Annotated in this window: 17 protein-coding genes; 11 read left to right on the plus strand and 6 right to left on the minus strand. The window is 43.9% G+C overall.

Annotation, left to right across the window (positions count from 1 at the left end; all coding sequences use genetic code 11):
• Nucleotides 1-24 precede the first annotated feature (24 nt).
• Nucleotides 25-768 (plus strand): SDR family NAD(P)-dependent oxidoreductase, encoded by a 744-nt coding sequence (locus tag AB8P72_RS06625; protein ID WP_198327795.1) that lies wholly within the window; start codon nucleotides 25-27, stop codon nucleotides 766-768.
• Nucleotides 769-864: 96 nt separating this feature from the next.
• Here AB8P72_RS06625 and AB8P72_RS06630 read toward each other — a convergent pair whose 3' ends face one another.
• The 3 genes from AB8P72_RS06630 to AB8P72_RS06640 form a co-directional block, all read right to left on the minus strand.
• The gene (locus AB8P72_RS06630) at nucleotides 865-1503 is read right to left on the minus strand and encodes a phosphoadenosine phosphosulfate reductase family protein (RefSeq protein ID WP_198327794.1); all 639 of its coding nucleotides are present in this window, start codon (nucleotides 1501-1503) and stop codon (nucleotides 865-867) included.
• A 67-nt stretch (nucleotides 1504-1570) separates the two neighbouring features.
• A complete protein-coding gene (locus AB8P72_RS06635) occupies nucleotides 1571-2167 on the minus strand; it encodes a DUF934 domain-containing protein (protein ID WP_198327793.1) in 597 nt (198 codons plus the stop codon).
• Nucleotides 2160-3845: a nitrite/sulfite reductase gene (locus AB8P72_RS06640; RefSeq protein ID WP_193030465.1), complete on the minus strand. Its 1686-nt coding sequence runs from the start codon at nucleotides 3843-3845 to the stop codon at nucleotides 2160-2162. Before AB8P72_RS06640 ends, AB8P72_RS06635 begins: the two co-directional genes overlap by 8 nt.
• Before the next feature lie 266 nt (nucleotides 3846-4111).
• Here AB8P72_RS06640 and sat point away from each other — a divergent pair, with 266 nt between their 5' ends.
• Nucleotides 4112-5365 (plus strand): sulfate adenylyltransferase, encoded by a 1254-nt coding sequence (gene sat / locus AB8P72_RS06645; protein ID WP_198327792.1) that lies wholly within the window; start codon nucleotides 4112-4114, stop codon nucleotides 5363-5365.
• 252 nt (nucleotides 5366-5617) lie between these two features.
• Here sat and AB8P72_RS06650 read toward each other — a convergent pair whose 3' ends face one another.
• Nucleotides 5618-6151 carry a hypothetical protein gene (locus AB8P72_RS06650; protein WP_198327791.1) on the minus strand — a complete coding sequence of 178 codons (534 nt, stop codon included), beginning with the start codon at nucleotides 6149-6151 and terminating at the stop codon, nucleotides 5618-5620.
• Nucleotides 6152-6516: 365 nt separating this feature from the next.
• Between AB8P72_RS06650 and AB8P72_RS06655 the strand changes: the two genes are divergently transcribed.
• The 5 genes from AB8P72_RS06655 to AB8P72_RS06675 all read left to right on the plus strand — a co-directional run bounded on the left by AB8P72_RS06655 (nucleotide 6517) and on the right by AB8P72_RS06675 (nucleotide 11923).
• Entirely contained in the window at nucleotides 6517-7692 is a 1176-nt protein-coding gene (locus tag AB8P72_RS06655) for a sulfate ABC transporter substrate-binding protein (protein WP_265090557.1), read from the plus strand.
• A 222-nt stretch (nucleotides 7693-7914) separates the two neighbouring features.
• Nucleotides 7915-9018 carry a sulfate ABC transporter substrate-binding protein gene (locus AB8P72_RS06660; protein ID WP_198327790.1) on the plus strand — a complete coding sequence of 368 codons (1104 nt, stop codon included), beginning with the start codon at nucleotides 7915-7917 and terminating at the stop codon, nucleotides 9016-9018.
• Nucleotides 9019-9239: 221 nt separating this feature from the next.
• Nucleotides 9240-10121, plus strand: a complete 882-nt coding sequence (gene cysT, locus AB8P72_RS06665) for a sulfate ABC transporter permease subunit CysT (RefSeq protein WP_369957534.1) — start codon at nucleotides 9240-9242, stop codon at nucleotides 10119-10121.
• Nucleotides 10121-11131, plus strand: coding sequence for a sulfate ABC transporter permease subunit CysW (cysW, locus tag AB8P72_RS06670; RefSeq protein ID WP_198327789.1), 1011 nt, complete (start codon nucleotides 10121-10123; stop codon nucleotides 11129-11131). The genes cysT and cysW overlap by 1 nt, the downstream gene beginning before the upstream one ends.
• 69 nt (nucleotides 11132-11200) lie before the next feature.
• The gene (locus tag AB8P72_RS06675; protein ID WP_082894303.1) at nucleotides 11201-11923 is read left to right on the plus strand and encodes a sulfate/molybdate ABC transporter ATP-binding protein; all 723 of its coding nucleotides are present in this window, start codon (nucleotides 11201-11203) and stop codon (nucleotides 11921-11923) included.
• A 150-nt stretch (nucleotides 11924-12073) separates the two neighbouring features.
• Here the strand turns inward: AB8P72_RS06675 and AB8P72_RS06680 are convergent, their stop codons facing one another.
• The gene (locus tag AB8P72_RS06680; protein ID WP_068405491.1) at nucleotides 12074-12397 is read right to left on the minus strand and encodes a helix-turn-helix transcriptional regulator; all 324 of its coding nucleotides are present in this window, start codon (nucleotides 12395-12397) and stop codon (nucleotides 12074-12076) included.
• Nucleotides 12398-12683: 286 nt separating this feature from the next.
• Between AB8P72_RS06680 and AB8P72_RS06685 the strand changes: the two genes are divergently transcribed.
• The 3 genes from AB8P72_RS06685 to bfr (AB8P72_RS06695) all read left to right on the plus strand — a co-directional run bounded on the left by AB8P72_RS06685 (nucleotide 12684) and on the right by bfr (AB8P72_RS06695) (nucleotide 14387).
• Entirely contained in the window at nucleotides 12684-12875 is a 192-nt protein-coding gene (locus AB8P72_RS06685; protein WP_068405488.1) for a (2Fe-2S)-binding protein, read from the plus strand.
• Between the two features lie 470 nt (nucleotides 12876-13345).
• The gene (gene bfr, locus AB8P72_RS06690; protein WP_068405485.1) at nucleotides 13346-13834 is read left to right on the plus strand and encodes a bacterioferritin; all 489 of its coding nucleotides are present in this window, start codon (nucleotides 13346-13348) and stop codon (nucleotides 13832-13834) included.
• A gap of 70 nt (nucleotides 13835-13904) precedes the next feature.
• The gene (gene bfr / locus AB8P72_RS06695) at nucleotides 13905-14387 is read left to right on the plus strand and encodes a bacterioferritin (RefSeq protein WP_102076432.1); all 483 of its coding nucleotides are present in this window, start codon (nucleotides 13905-13907) and stop codon (nucleotides 14385-14387) included.
• Between the two features lie 144 nt (nucleotides 14388-14531).
• On the opposite strand, the gene AB8P72_RS06700 is transcribed toward bfr (AB8P72_RS06695), so the two are convergent.
• On the minus strand, nucleotides 14532-15908 hold the full coding sequence (locus tag AB8P72_RS06700) for a DHA2 family efflux MFS transporter permease subunit (RefSeq protein ID WP_286796929.1): 1377 nt from the start codon (nucleotides 15906-15908) through the stop codon (nucleotides 14532-14534).
• Between the two features lie 331 nt (nucleotides 15909-16239).
• Here AB8P72_RS06700 and yghU point away from each other — a divergent pair, with 331 nt between their 5' ends.
• Nucleotides 16240-17121, plus strand: coding sequence for a glutathione-dependent disulfide-bond oxidoreductase (gene yghU, locus AB8P72_RS06705; protein ID WP_369957535.1), 882 nt, complete (start codon nucleotides 16240-16242; stop codon nucleotides 17119-17121).
• Nucleotides 17122-17263 lie beyond the last annotated feature (142 nt).

Here is a 17263-nt window from a genome sequence, read left to right on the forward strand (position 1 = left end):
ACAATATAAAAAACAAGGATGAACATGATGAAATTACAAGACAGGGTGGCTATTATATTTGGCGGTACCTCAGGACTAGGCGAAGCGACTGCAAAAGCGTATGCCGACGAAGGGGCAAAGGTTGTCGTCACGGGTCGCGATGAAGAAGACGGCAAACGTATTGTCAAAGACATAACCGATAAAGGTCAAGACGCTCTCTTTGTGCATGCCGATGTGACCAAAAAAGCAGAGATTGAAGCGGTGGTCGATAAAGCCTTAGAAGCTTATGGTCAAATTGACATTTTATATAATGGTGCGGGCATCCACGACGCTTATGATAATGCCGTCGAGTTAGAAGAAGACTTATACGATAAATTGATGGCAATTAATGTCAAAGCGCCATACCTCGCCTCAAAAGCGGTGATTCCGCACTTTATCAAGCAAGGACGTGGAGTTATCATCAATGTTGGCTCGCAAGCGACGCAAATGGCAGGACCCGGCGGTTCCGCTTATGTGACTTCCAAGCATGCGGTGTTAGGATTTACCAAACAATTGGCATTTGATTTTGGCAGTCAAGGGATCAAAGTAAATATTCTATCACCGGGCTTTATCGAAACGCCTATGACCGATGGTATTGATGATGAGCGCTTAAATCGTATACCAGCTAAGCGTGCTGGCAAGCCCGAAGAGATTGCAGCGCTCGCGGTATTTTTGGCGTCTGATGACTCAAACTATATGCATGGCTCGAACGTCTTTATGGATGGTGGCTGGGTTCTCGGTCGTAAATAACGTTCTAAAAAGCTATAAGCTATCGAAATTAAAAAAGCCCTTTCATTTAAAAGGGCTTTTTACATTCAAACATAGTGATTTCTTAAGTCAGGAATATTATAACTGCGTGTGCAAACCGCACTCACGGCTCTCTTCAACCTTCGTCGGATCAAAGTAATCAAACTCATTTGGTAGATTATGCTCTTCAAGATACACGTCTAAATCAGCATCAGTTTTTTCAAATAACGGCGCTACTTTTAACACGCCATCTTTTGATAAGCTAAGCACATCAAGACCTTGGCGGAATTCAGTTTGATCTTTACGAATGGCGTTAAACCAGACATCAGGTTTTAGCTCATCTAACGCACGGCGAAATGGCTCAAGTTTTACTTGATCAGTGAATTCATCATGTTGCGGATTATCAATGCCTGGGATACCGTTCATGGTTGCGTCACGATAGGCAGCGGTTTGTTTAGGAATATAAGTGATGACGTTTAAGTTCAAATCACGGATAACTTTATTGGCAAATTGATAGGTCGCATCGGTGTTATAGCCAGAATCTACCCACAATACCGTGATGTCAGGGCGCTGTTTAGCAACCAAATGCAAAATCGCTGACTCATATGGGCGGAAATTGGTGGTAATAATTGGGTTTTTCGCTTGGGTCAGTGCCCATGCGACGATTTCTTCTGGTGATTTACCTTTTAATTTTTGGTTGGCTTGATCGATATCTAAGTTTGGGTGTAATTGGCTCATGATGGATTCCTTAAGGGTAAAAAAATATATAAATGATTGATAATAAATAGGGTGGTAAATATGAATATTAAGCACCAGCAAACATCGGTAAGTCGGCGGCGTTACGACCGTCATAACTACTGGCAAGTGCATTAAATGCTTGGCTGATATCAGAGATAGACTGCAGGTCATGCGCGCTTATCACAAAACTGTCTGCGCCTGCGCGTAGCAGATAGGCGATTTGATCGCGACCAAACTTGCCAGCCATACGAATCTCGCCTTGATAGCCCATTTGGCGTAAGGTTTGGGCGTAACTAAAACCGCGTCCGTCAGTGAAAGCGGGGACGTGAATCACAATCAAATCTTGCTGTAATAAAAACTCTGGAATACGCGTCAGCACTTCGGTATCGCTATCTGATGTCACCCAGACACCGGTACGGCTAATATGCTTGGCTAACAATTCACGTACTTGTTGTAATAGTCCGCCTGCAATATTGCCTTTAGCATCTAATAAATCAGCAAGCGGTAAAACGATTTCAAGTTTTTCTTGTTTTTGCAGCAGCTCTAGCAGTGATATATCGGTCAGGGTAATACCATCAGGCAGCTCATTGGTGCTAAGCGCAAGCCAAGTGTCAGTCTCACTGATATCGGTGCCATCGTTATTGAACACATGATGATTAGCCATAGACCTTCTCCTTAAAAGGAGCAATACCAATACGGTCAACTAAATCACCAAAGCCTTCGACATCATTGTCATTACTGACGCGCTGCTCAAGGTAGACGTCGATTATCTTTTGTATCGTTGTTGCTACGGCATCGGTTGGTACAGCCTTGCCCAATATCTTACCGAGTTTGGCGTCGTTGCTAGAGTTGCCGCCGAGGCTGATTTGATACCAGTATTCACCTTTTTTATCGACCCCAAGGATACCGATATCGCCGGTATGGTGATGGGCGCAGGCATTCATACAGCCAGACATATTGAGGCGAATCTCACCTAAGTCATAAAGGTAGTCGAGATCATCAAACTGCTTTTCGATTTGCTCAGCGATATTGTGGGTTGTGGCATTGGCAAGCGAGCAAAAATCCCAGCCCGGGCAGACGATCATATCGGTTAGGGTGTTGATATTTGGACGGGCCAAATGTAGTGCCGCCAGCTGCTGCCATAATTCGTACAAGCGGTTGGTTTGTACATCGGCAAAGACCAGATTTTGCTGATAGGTACCACGTAGCTCGCCAAAGCTATGTTCGTCAGCGAGGTCGGCGAGGGCGTCCATTTGCGACTCAGTAATATCACCTGACGGTACGTAGCGTCCGTCGACCAAGCCCGCTTTTAACGAAATAACCACCGCGCGATAGCCTGCGATTTTATGCGCCACGGTATTTTGCTGATACCAATTGGCAAAGTCTTTATCAGCCTCTAGTTGCTGCTGCAAGTCCGACTGTACCTGTAGCGCATCAAAGCTGAGATAATCAGGCTCGGTAAAATAGCTGCTGGCCTTGTCAAAGTTGGCATCGGTCAAGGTCAACGGCCCATCTTTGATATTGGCTTCCCATTCGGCATCGACCAACTTGGCAAACGCTGGGCCGCCCATGCTATCAACCAATATCTTGATACGCGCTTTGAATTTATTGTCGCGGCGACCATGCAGATTATAGACACGCAAAATCGCATCTAAATAGCTGAGCAGATGCTGGCGTGGTAAAAATGTATTAATGGTTTTGCCAATCACGGGCGTACGCCCAAGTCCGCCACCAACTATCACTTCAAAGCCAAGCTCGCCTGCGTCATTTTTCTTTAAATGCAGTCCGATATCATGCACCTGCGTTGCCGCGCGGTCTTTTGCCGTACCGATGACGGCAATTTTAAATTTACGCGGTAAAAAAGCAAATTCCGGATGAAAGGTTGACCACTGGCGAATAATCTCGCAATAAGGACGCGGATCGGCGATCTCTTCTTTATGAATACCCGCATAAGGGTCGGTGGTGGTATTACGGATACAGTTGCCCGAGGTTTGGATAGAATGCATTTGCACCGATGCCAATTCGGCCAAAATATCTGGCACTTCTTCAAGTTTTGGCCAGTTCAGCTGCATATTGGTACGGGTGGTAAAGTGGCCGTAACCTTTATCATATTTACGGGTAATCTCAGCCAATTTGCGTAATTGATAGGTTGCCAGCAAGCCATATGGCACGGCGATACGTAGCATCGGTGCATAGCGCTGGATATATAGCCCGTTTTGTAAACGCAGCGGTAAAAACTGCTCTTCTGGCAGTTCACCTGCCAAAAACCGCTCGGTTTGGTCGCGAAACTGGGCGACTCGTTCCTCTACCAAGGTTTGGTCAGCGTAATTATATTGATACATGACGTAATCTCAATTTTGTTTTTAACTTAAAAAGCCGCGACGAAAATGATTTGCGTGTGATCGCTTGTATTGCCAATCGCAAGGTAAACAATTCAGAGTCACATCATATAAGCTTAAACCCATAAACATAAATTCCTTTAAGACATATCCATATCCAAACACAGCATAAATTTTCATAACCAAAGTTAGGTAGCCTATATTTATCAAATTTAAGCGCTCATTCTCCTGACCAACTATCTCTCAATTTCATTATTAAGGTTTTAAAAATGACATCTACCAATCCCAATCTTTCCTCATCAAAACTTGTTCCGCCGCACGGCAGTAGCGAGCTAAAACCATTACTATTAAAAGGTGAGGCGCGCAAGCAAGCATTAAATCTTGCCAGCACGTTGCCGACGATTACCTTAAGCTCTCGTGAGCGCGGCGATTTGATTATGCTTGGGATTGGTGGCTTTACCCCGTTAAATGGTTTTATGAATCAGGCAGATTGGCAAGGCGTCGTGGATAATATGCGCCTGCAAAGCGGCGACAATGTTGGCTTGTTTTGGCCGATTCCCATTACCTTATCAGCGCCTAAAGCGACTGCCGATAACTTAAACCAAGGTGATAAAGTCGCGTTAGTGGCGCAAGATGGTGAGGTTATGGGTATCTTGACGGTAGAAGAAACTTATACCATTGATAAAGCCCATGAGTGTCAGCAAGTCTTTACCACTACCGATAGCGAGCATCCGGGCGTACAGCAAGTACTTAACCAGGGTGAGGTAAACATCGCAGGTAGTGTTGAAGTACTAAGCGAAGGTGAGTTCCCAACCTTATACCCAGAGATTTATAAGACGCCTGCTGAAACTCGCGAAATTTTAGACGCCAAAGGCTGGAAAACCGTTGCTGCCTTTCAAACGCGTAATCCGATGCACCGCTCGCACGAATACCTTGCCAAGATTGCTATCGAGATTTGTGACGGCGTATTGATTCATTCACTACTCGGCGCGCTAAAACCGGGCGACATCCCAGCTGAAGTGCGCCAAGAAGCCATCAAGACCTTGATTGATAATTACTTTAGAGCAGACACCGTTATTCAAGCCGGTTATCCGCTCGACATGCGTTATGCAGGACCACGTGAGGCATTGCTACATGCGGTATTCCGTCAAAACTACGGCTGTAGTCATCTGATTGTTGGTCGTGACCATGCGGGCGTCGGTGATTATTATGGCGCCTTTGATGCGCAAACCATCTTTGAATATGTTGGTAAAGACGACTTGATTACGCAGCCGCTAAAAATTGGTTGGACGTTTTGGTGTAATGCTTGTAATGCCATGGCTTCTGATAAAACCTGCCCGCATGAAGCATCTGAGCATGTCAAGGTTTCAGGCACCAAGCTGCGTAAAGCATTGTCAGAAGATCTTGATGTACCAGAGAACTTTAGCCGTCCAGAAGTGCTAGAGATTTTACGCAATTACTATGCAGGTATCGCAAAAGAGGAACGTGCTGAGGTGAAATTGGTCGGTGCTTCTGCAGTATAAGAACCTTAATATTTAAAAAAGATAATGCGCAATAAAAAAGGTGTCAGAATAAATATCTGGCACCTTTTTTCTCTTATTTCATTTTATTATCTAAAATAGGCAATTAAAGCTATTGGTGGTGTGTCAAAAAGTATGCTGATTAAAACTTGAACAATTTTTGAAGCCTTGAAAGCCCTATAGAATCAGAGAACTTAGCATAGATTTCTTATTGACTTCTATCGCCAGCATACTTTTTAGAACACCACCAAGCTATTAATTGAGCGCTAAATCACCCTCAAGCTTTTGATATTCGCCAACGAGTGAAGCTCCACCCGAACAAAAATAATTCAATGCATATTTATCTTGGCTATCAATGGTCAAGATATCGTCTTTAAATTGAAAAAAGGCGGTACTGTCATTAACCTTAGTTTGGAAAATAACACCGTGCGCCTCGTCTTGACCCATTAATGTCGCTTTACCATCGAAGTGACAAGTTGGCTTTTTCACATCACTACGCGCCCGTACTTTGATATCAATTTGCTCGCCATTGTCTGCGCCGTCAGCTCTTATCATCACACCCACCCAATCATAGCCTTGTGCACGCTTGGCATAACCGTCAGAGGCGTAATCGCCAACGACCGTCTGCACCGCTGGCGTGACAGCAGCGTTTGGTTGCTGAATCGTTTGGTTATTAACGCTTGGCGTTACGCTATTACAGCCACTTAAGGCCAATAAAGTCATAGAGGTCGTTAAAATACCAACAAAAAAGCGTGAGTGACGAGCATGGCGAGGTGGAGACTTGATCATTGCATTACCTTTAATAAAGGGGTTAGTAAACAGAAAATAAGTGAAAGCGCATCGACTAAGTTTTATCAGTGCAGCGCCTGATATACAACAAGCTAAGGGATAATATCGACTCTATAGAGGCTCGTCTAGAGCCTAAGCAATACCGTAACTTACTCAAAAGTGTCTGCTTATCACAAAACTACAAAAATACCGAGGAAAAACAAGCACTTTAGAATAACTAATAAAATTACTTATGCCAAGTTAATCACTCGATAAGCGTATTTGTCACTAAGCAATTGTCTCGCAGGCTGTTAGCATATTGCTCATTATCCATAGAACCGAATTTCGAAACGCAAGGTTTTTATCCCTATTATTAGAGAGCAAATATGCAGCCAAATAAAAAGAGCGGTCAAAAGATACCTCCTAAGCACATTAATGCGCGTGCTTCTTTCGCCATTCAACCTAAAAGCATCGGCACAGTGCTCACCAATCGGTTTAGTTTTACTATCAATTTTGCCAGCAGTTTTGGTCTTGGTAGTGTGCTCGCAGCGGCGGTAATGATCACAGGCTGCAACCCTACCGAAGCCAACCAAAACGACGCCGCCAATAAGGTAAAAAATATTGATTTATTAAATGTGTCTTATGATGTGTCACGCGACTTTTATAAAGACTACAACCCGTTGTTTAATGCAAATTATCAGCAAAAACACCCAAGTATCAAGGTGAATATCAACCAATCGCACGGCGGATCGAGCAAACAAGCTCTAGCGGTTGCTAATGGCTTGCAGGCAGACGTCGTTACTCTCAACCAAGAAAGCGATATGAATTTGTTGGTTGAAAAAGGCTTGGTGGCTAGCGATTGGCAACAGGCATTACCGAACAATGCCGTCCCTTATACCAGTACCATGGTGCTCTTAGTTCGTGCGGGCAACCCAAAAGGCATCAAAGACTGGTCAGATTTGGCGCGTAACGATATTGCCGTAGTATTGCCAAATCCAAAGACCAGTGGCACGGCGCGTTATGCCTTTTTGGGCGCTTATGGCTACGGCTTACATCATTTTAAAGAAAAGGTGCAAAGCCCCGCCAAAACCGATACTTTTATCAAAAAACTACTGGCAAACGTCGTCACCTATGACAATGGCGCGCGCGCTGCCACCACGACCTTTACCCAGCGCGGTCTTGGTGATGTTTTAATCACCACCGAAAACGAAGCGCATCTGGCTGCTAAGCAGTTTGCCAAAGGTCAGGTCGATATCGTGTATCCAAGTTACTCTATTGTGATTGCCAACCCTGTGGCGGTGGTGAAAACCGTAACCGATAAAAAAGGCACCACCGCCGCGGCAAATGACTATTTAGCAGGCCTATGGTCGACGCCCGCACAAGAGCTGATGGCACAGATGTATATGCGCCCTAGTAATGCCAAGGTGCTTGCCGCCCACAGCAAGACCTTACCTGAAATTGCAACCTTTGAGCCTGTGGCGGTATTTGGTGATTGGGACAGCATCATGGCGACGTTCTTTGTCGATGGCGGGCGTTTTGATCAGCTGGCAAGGGTGAAGTAGAGCAAGTTTTGAATAGTTATAAACAATTTTTATTAGCAAATAATACAAGTGTAAAGGCTATTTAAGAGATTGCTCGTTTAAGTGCTTGATAAGGCTGTATTTTAATCACCATTACTTCATTATTCCATTTTGGCAATAACATACGCATATTCATCATTAAACATAATAAGCTGGCGCTGTTAGCATACTTGCATTCACCAATTAATCCCTTTTGAGGCTGCCATGACATCATATACCACAGGTTATAAATATAAAAACAAAACGCTTAGCGTACTAAGTATCGCCGGTGTGGCGCTTACGTTGGGTATCGCCGGCTGTAGCAATAGTGAAAAAGCTGAGCCAACTGCCAATGCAGAAGGCACGCCAGCCGCTAGTGAAGGTCAAGATATTGAGCTATTAAACGTTTCTTACGATGTGGCCCGTGACTTTTATAAAGACTACAACCCATTATTCGTTGAGCACTATAAAAGCGAGAACCCAAACAGCAATATCTTAATCAAGCAATCGCACGGTGGCTCTAGTAAGCAAGCATTGTCTGTGGCTAACGGTTTACAGGCCGATGTGGCGACCATGAACCAAGGCTCTGATATCGAGCTACTTGAGAAAAAAGGCTTGGTTGAAGCGGATTGGGAAAGCAAATTCCCAGATAACGCCGTACCTTTTACCAGTACCATCGTATTTTTGGTGCGTAAAGACAATCCAAAAGGTATTAATGATTGGCAAGACTTGACCAAAGAAGGCGTTGAGATTGTCATGGCCAATCCAAAAGTCACGGGTAATGGTCGTTATGCGTTCTTAGGCGCTTATGGTTATGGTTTGCATGCCTTTAATAAAGATGAAACTAAGGCCAAAAACTACGTCAAAGACATGCTGAAAAACGTCAAAGTCTATGAGAATGGCGGACGTGCAGCGACGACGACGTTTGTTCAGCGCGGTATCGGTGATGTCTTGGTCACCTTTGAAAATGAAGCCAACTTGGCTGCCAAAGATTTTGGTGCAGGGCAAGTCGATATCGTCTATCCAAAATACTCTATCAAGTCTGAGAGCCCAGTCGCTGTTGTGAAAACCGTGACTGACAAAAAGGGCACCACCGATGCGGCAAAAGCCTATCTTGATTACTTATGGAGCGAGCCTGCCCAGCAATTGGCAGCTAACTTATATCTTCGCCCAAGTGTAAAAAGCGTTCTTGATAAAAACAGCGATAAATTGCCACCTATCGATACTTTCCGTCCAAACGATGCCTTTGGTACGTGGGATGAAATCATGAGCACTTACTTTAGCGATGGAGGCGTATTTGATCAATTGGCCGTTAATGCGCCAAAGTAAGCCACTAGTATGCTGATTTAATAACCATTTATGAGCTTTATAAATTTTCTTAAATAACGTTTGAATAGTCAGTTTTACCGTAACGTCCAAGCACCTAAAGGACATGGCTACCCACGCTGTGTCCTTTATCGCTTACAAAGACCCATAATAAATACATCTGATAGCACGTGGTGCTTACAAGCAGCAAATAAGCGCCAGCAGTTAGGCAATAGGACATCACTATGAGTGCAACAACTTCTCCTGCCAGCAAACCCATCAAAAAAAGGTGGCTAACGCGCTTGCGTCAACGCAATGTGCTACCAGGGTTTGGACTGAGCATGGGCATCACCGTCTTTAGCTTATCGTTACTGGTGGTGCTACCGTTTGCCATGATGGCCTATACCACGACACAAATGGGCTGGACGGGTTTTTGGGAAACCATTACTCAGCCGCAAGTCACTGCTGCTATCAAACTCAGTTTATGGATGTCGTTTTTGGCGATGCTCACCAACATGGTGTTTGGTACGCTGGTCGCTTGGGTGCTGGTGCGCTATGAGTTTTGGGGTAAATCGTTGATTAATGCCTTGGTTGATTTGCCATTCGCACTACCGACAGCGGTTACCGGTATCTCGCTTGCGACCCTTTATGCACCCAATGGTTTAATCGGCCAATGGTTTGCCAAATTTGACATCCAAGTTGCTTTTACGCCACTCGGTATTTGGCTCGCTTTAGTGGTCGTCAGCTTCCCGTTTATCGTCCGTGCGGTGCAGCCAGTGCTTGCAGAATTGTCCGTTGAATTCGAAGAAGCGGCGGCGGTATTGGGTGCCAATCGATTTACGACCTTTCGTAAGGTAATTTTGCCAGAGCTATTGCCGGCTCTACTGATGGGCGCGGGTATGATGTTTGCCCGTGCCACTGGTGAGTATGGCTCGGTGATTTTTATTGCTGGTAATATTCCGATGCAGTCTGAGATTTTACCTTTAATCATTATTAGTAAGCTTGAGCAGTTTGATGTGCAAGGCGCATCCGCTGTCGCACTCTTTATGCTACTGATTTCGTTTGTGATTTTATTGACCATTAACATCGTACAGTGGAAGCTGTCGCGCCGCGTAGGAGCCCGCTAATGCAAATCTCTAATAGCTACGACTACCAAAGCAATCCAGCGACCAAAGACACGCCGTGGATACGCCGTACTTTTATCGGTATCGCTGTGTTGTTTATGGTGGCGATGTTGGTGGTGCCACTTTTAGCAGTGTTCTATGAAGCCTTTAAAAACGGCTGGCAGTTGTATATCGCTTCACTGGTTGACCCTGAAGCTTTGCAGGCAATTAAGCTAACTTTAATTACGGCGGCGATTGTGTTGCCGATTAATATGGTGATGGGTATTGCAATAGCTTGGCTAGTGACCCGTTATCAATTTAAAGGTAAGCAGCTGGTGACTACCTTGCTTGATTTACCGTTTTCGGTATCTCCGGTGGTTGCTGGTTTGATGTTTGTGCTGCTATTTGGTCTAAACTCTAGCATTGGCGGCTGGCTTGAAAGTATGGGCTTTCAGGTGATTTACGCTGTCCCAGGGATTATTTTAGCGACTCTATTTGTGACCTTTCCGTTTGTCGCGCGTGAGCTGATACCATTGATGCAGACCCAAGGCGATAGTGAAGAGCAAGCAGCTTTAACCTTAGGCGCTAGCGGTTGGCAGACCTTTTGGCATGTGACACTGCCTAATATCAAATGGGCGCTACTGTATGGTTTGATTTTGACCAACGCACGGGCGATGGGCGAGTTTGGCGCAGTAAGCGTGGTATCTGGTCATATCCGCGGTGAAACCAACACTATGCCACTATTGGTTGAGATTGCTTATAACGATTATAACTTTACCGCCGCCTTTGCCTTGTCGAGCTTACTGGCTGCCTTAGCGCTGGTAACGCTATTGATACAACAAGTGATGACCAAGCTGCAAGAGCGCAAATTTGCTAAGTCTGAGCGTCTAGCAAGTGCGCCTGAATTGCCAGTAAGTGCCAACGCTCACAATGCTAACAACGCTGGCAATGCTAGCAATACATCAAACACTAAAGGTGCTAAGAAAGCGCAGGATACAGATGCCACTTTAGCAAAAAGCACAGGTAATCTATAAGCGCTATTTTACAAATCCGTCAGCAAGAAAGGCATCTGCTAAGCCAAAAATATAATAAGAGAACCCATTATGAGTATCGAGATTCGCAACGTTAATAAAAAATTCGGTAACTTTACCGCCTTAGATGATATCAATATCACCGTGCCAACAGGCAAGTTGACGACGTTGCTTGGTCCGTCAGGCTGCGGCAAAACCACCTTGCTGCGTATCATTGCAGGTTTAGAATACGCGGACTCTGGGCAGATATTATTTGATGAGCTCGATGTCACCAATACGCCAGTGCAAAAGCGCCATATCGGCTTTATGTTTCAGCATTATGCGTTATTTCGCCATAAAAACATTGCCGACAATGTCGGCTTTGGCTTAACCTTGCTACCGAAGAATGAGCGCCCGAGTAAAGCGGATATCAATAAGCGCGTTGCTGAATTGCTAGACCTAGTACAGTTGCCGCAAGTTGCCAATGCTTATCCGCATCAATTATCAGGTGGTCAGCGTCAGCGTATCGCGCTGGCACGAGCCTTGGCAGTAAAGCCAAAACTATTATTACTCGATGAGCCGTTTGGCGCGCTAGATGCCAAAGTCCGTAAAGAGCTACGCACTTGGCTAAAAAATATCCACCACGAGCTGGGTATTACCAGCATTATGGTAACCCATGACCAAGAAGAGGCGCGGGCGGTATCGGATGAGATTGTGGTGATGAATCAGGGCCGCGTCGAGCAAGTAGGGACGTCAGAGGAGCTGATTCACCAGCCAGCAAACGCCTTTGTCAGTGATTTTTTAGACCTAGTCTAATTTAGGCTTAAAGGCGTATTTATATTAAGGGCATATTTTAAAACAACGCTTAAAAAAGAAGCTTAAAAACAAAAAAGACCTATCAATGAGAGGTCTTTTTTTGCGCTTAATTATTTGTCGTTAGAATTTCTCAATCTGCTTTTTTTGACATTAAGCAGGCTTTGGCATATTGATGTCTTTAGTTGATATCTGCTTATAGGTGATTTCTAAAATATCTTGGCACCATTCTGGCAAATCATCAGATACCTCGTACCACATCCACGTCCCATCACGAACACAGCTTAAAATGCCCAGTTTTTTCAAATGATTTAAGTGACGCGAGATGGTCGGCTGCGGCTGATCGAGTATTTCTACCAATTCACCAACACAGCGCGACTCTTTATTAAATAAGATTTGAAAAATCTTTAAGCGCGTTGGGTCAGACAAGACTTTAAATAACTCAAGCGGCTGTATCGTAGAATTATTATTAGACATAGAACAATTCCAATATAGATTTAGTTAATAGGGGGTCAATATAACAGCAGTTAACGGTAAAATCGATTAAAAAATGAGCAGGTTTACAGTTCGTCGCCATTTTACTACCTTTGGTACTTTGTGGTTACACCTAAGACTGTATTCAGTTACATGGATAAAGTTAGGGTAATATATCTTTTAGCTGTACCTGATATGACGGATAAATATACCAAATACTATTGTAAATGGTAATAATTATCGTTATTATAAAGCATAATTAGCTAGATATTCATAGTAGGAGCCGCACATGTACGTATGTATCTGTAACGACGTCAAAGACAAACAAATCAAAGCTGCCATTGCTTCAGGCATTGACACATTAGAGGGGTTAAAAGACACCCTTGATGTAGCGACGTGCTGTGGCTGCTGCGAACCTATGGTCAACGACTTTCTTGACGAACATCATGCCAAGCTTGATGCGTTGGCCTACGCAGTTTAAGAAACAGTTTAAGCATTTGCTTGTATCCACTTCTATTGCCAATCCGTTCAAATCCCGTTTCTGCTTTCCCTCTATCTGTAGTGTTTTAGCCGCCAATTCGCCTTTATCCGCGTTCAAATCATCTTTTTATGGTTATTTATGGTTAAAAGCCATCACCATGAAAGACGATAAGTAACTCAAAAGGCGAGTGCGGCTATCCTTTATCTCTGTTTGCCTTCATAAATCACCTATTAAGATTACTCGCTAAACGCTATCGGTGTAAGCGAGTTAATTATAATTCTCAATTAGCATCTTATTCTTAGTTCATATCGTTACAAGCGCTACGGCGTGCCTATGCTACTATATCTATCTAACTTTGTAAGACGTTTGATGGGTTTTAATCTTTACTGATTGGTTTACGAATGGTACTTTAACTATATTTATTATTGTGAATGTATTAGTAGCCAAATAAAAACATAGGAGTATGAGTCATGATAGGCAGCCAAAAGGTCATTGATTATTTAAATTTTTTATTAGGTGGCGAGCTTGCGGCTCGTGATCAGTACTTCATTCATTCTGAGATGTATGCAGAATGGCATTACGGTAAATTATACGACCGTATCCACCATGAGATGCAAGATGAAACGCAGCACGCGCAGGCGATTATCCGCCGTATCTTGATGTTAAGCGGTACGCCGAAGATGCGCGTCAATGAGATTAATATTGGCGCAACGGTACCTGAAATGCTGCAATTGGACCTAGACTTAGAATATCAAGTACAGCAGCATCTAAAAGACGGTATTGCGCTTTGTGAAGCAGAGCACGATTATGTGACGCGTGAGATGTTGGTTGAGCAGCTCAAAGACACCGAAGAAGATCATGCCCATTGGTTAGAGCAGCAGCTGCGCCTGATTGATATGGTTGGTCTGCCCAATTATTTACAAAGCCAGATGGCGGAAGTGTCTCCTGATATTGTTTAGTATTTTATATATTAAGCAGTTTTCACGAATATTAAATTGATAAACGAATAAGCAGGACAGGGAGAACAGCATGAAAGGGGATAAAGAAGTTATTCGCGCACTCAATCAAGTGCTCGGTCAGTCATTAATCGCCATCAATCAGTATTTTTTGCACGCCCGTATTGCCCGTCATTGGGGTTTAGAGGCATTAAACGAAAATTTCTATAAGCAATCTATTGCAGAGATGAAATGGTCGGATGACCTTATTGCGCGTATTTTATTGTTAGGCGGTCTGCCAAACCTGCAAGATTACGGCAAAATGTTCATCGCAGAAGATGTGCCTGAAATGATTGACTGCAACTTGCGCTTAGAAAAGCAGAAATTTTCTATCATAACTGATGCAATTACCTTGTGCGAGAGCAAGCATGACTATGTCTCGCGTCATTTATTGGTTATCCTAAAAGATGGCAATGAAGAGTATCAAGACTGGCTTGAAACCCAAGAGGACTTGATTAAAGACGTTGGCATTGAAAATTATATTCAGTCACAAATGGATGATGACCACACGCCTTAAAGTTATAAGAATTGCCGTTACTTGCCAGCGTATCCTAAGATAAGTTTTAGATTAACTGATTTTAGGTTACGCTGGCGTTTTTATATTTAATGCTTTTTTAATGTTTGTTACTTTTAGAGATAAGTATCTTTCAATACCAATAACTTAATATAAGCCACGACCGTCTTCAGGTTTGAGGCGTAAAAAGTATAAACCTGAAAGGATGGTTAAAATACCCAGTATCCAATAGGTGGTCTGAAAGGCGACCAAGGTATCAAGCTCGAAGCGTTCCCGCAGTAGATTCAAGACCGCCGCCCCAAAAGCGATGCCAAAGCTAATCGCCAATTGCTGATTGACCGCCATTAAGCTGTTACCGCTACTGGTCTGCGCGCCCTCTAAATCACCGATAGTAATGGTATTCATGGCACTAAACTGCATGGAATTACAGGCACCCATGACGGTCAAAATAGGGATAAACCAAATCCAATTTGCCGCATCATTAAACTGCGCTAAGACAATAATAAGCAGGCCTATCAAAAAGGTATTGACCACCAACACCTTGCGGTAGCTAAAACGCTGAATAATTTTACTGACCCAAGGCTTGATACCGATTGCACCAACGGCAATAGGTGCAAGCAGCCAACCCGCTTGCGACGGTGAGTATTCAAACACCACCTGTAGTAATAGCGGCAATAAAAAGGGCACGGCGCTGATGCCTAAACGGGTGAATAAGTTGCCAGTAATACCGATACGAAAAGTGCGAATATTAAATAAACTTAGTGGAAATAATGGCGCTGCACGGCGTTTGGCATGCCACACATACGCGCCTATCAAGATGCTGGCGCCGAGTGCGAGTAGCAAACCGTAAAACCCACGCCCAGTCTGTGAGCCAAACTCGACCGCCAAAGTAAATCCGCAAGCGGCGGCAGCAAATAAAGCAAAACCCGTCCAGTCTAAACGCTTGGTGTCCTCAAACAAAGCGGGTACCAGCTTTTTACCCATGATAAAACCAAATATACCCATCGGGATATTGATGAGAAATATCCAATGCCAGCTGGTATATTGCACGATATAACCACCCAATACTGGTCCAACTAGGGGCGCGATTAACGCGGGTATCACCGCAAAGTTCATCACGGTTAATAGCTTATTGCGCGGATAAGATTTGACCAATATGAGACGCGCCACAGGGGTCATCATCGCGCCGCCAATACCTTGGATGACGCGCGAACCAATCAATAAATTCAACGTTGGGGAGGCGGCACACAATAGTGAGCCGATACAAAAGATGATTACAGCATATAAAAACACCCGCCGCGTGCCATATTTATCAGCCAAAAAGCCGCTTATAGGAATAAAAATCGCCAAGGTTAGCGCATAGCTAATAACCGCCCACTGCATTTTTAATGGTGACTCGCCAAGGGCTTGCGCCATTTGCGGCAAAGAGGTGTTTAAGATGGTAGCATCTAAAATCTGCATAAATAGCGCCACCGCCAAGACATAGGGTAGGTATTTATCTTGCGTTGGGGTTAGGGTTACCATATTGTCATCACCATGTCTTTTGACCTCATCTTTTGACTTCTGTTGTTAAGCCTATCTCTAAAAAGCTGTTAAGTTGGGCTAGTATAAAAATAACCGCCTATGAGTTAAAGAGTAGCAAAGTAACGGTGTAAGCTCATTCATAAGAAGTGTGTTCTCAAACGCTTTGATACTCGTGCTCGTTACTTTTAAAAATGGGTTACAAGACAGGGCTTTAACTAAAGATTTGCTATAGTAGAATTATCATATAGGACGACGTGAGACTAATATAAATCTTTTGCCGCCTCAGTCTCGCTTTGGCTCTGTTTTATACAACAAAAAAATAGGAATTATTATGAGTAGTGACAATCATCAATCAAACAATGACGAAAATAATGACACTCAAAACAACCATACCAAAGCCTATACGCCGTCTAAAGTATGGAAAAACGACAGCGAAAATGGTGGTAAGTTCGCCAGTATCAATCGCCCAACAGCTGGCGCGCGCCATGAGCAAAAATTACCGGTCGGCGATGCACCTTTACAGCTGTATTCACTAAATACCCCGAATGGCGTCAAGGTAAATATCTTGTTAGAGGAGCTTGCCGAGCTGAATGTTAAAGGCGCTGAGTACGACGCCTACAAAATAGATATCTCTGCGGGCGATCAATTTGGCTCAGGGTTTGTCGCTATCAACCCCAATTCTAAAATCCCGGCGCTGGTTGATTATACTGATGCTTTAAATGATAAAAATGCTGGCGAGCCTATTGCGCTTTTTGAGTCGGGGGCTATTTTATTATATTTAGCGGAAAAGTTTGGCAAATTTATCCCGATGCAGCAAGGTAAAGCGCGCGCAGATTGTCTGTCTTGGCTGATGTGGCAGATGGGTAGTGCGCCGTTTTTAGGTGGCGGTTTTGGGCATTTCTACGCCTATGCGCCCGAACCGCTAGAGTATCCTATCAATCGCTATACGATGGAGACCAAACGCCAGCTTGATGTGCTAGATAAGCACCTCAAAGACCACGAGTATATGTGCGGTAATGATGAGGCGGACTATAATATCGCTGATATGATTATCTGGGCGTGGTACGGTCAGCTGGTGCTGGGCAAGCTTTATGATGCGGCAGAATTTTTACAAGTAGATGATTACAAAAACATCAAACGTTGGGCACAAAAAATCGCCGACCGTCCAGCGGTAAAACGCGCCGTAGATTTAGAATTAAAGCCTATTGTTTAAAGATTTAACTTTATCAGTTTATATTTAAATAGTCGTAGCAAAACATAAGTTTTCATAAAAAGGTTAATAAGCCATTGCTTGTTAACCTTTTGCTTTTTTAATATCCGTTATTCCAAATATATTTATCGGTATATCGCTCTTT

The organism is Psychrobacter sp. CLB018, assembly GCF_041222815.1.
GTDB classification, from domain to species: domain Bacteria; phylum Pseudomonadota; class Gammaproteobacteria; order Pseudomonadales; family Moraxellaceae; genus Psychrobacter; species Psychrobacter faecalis.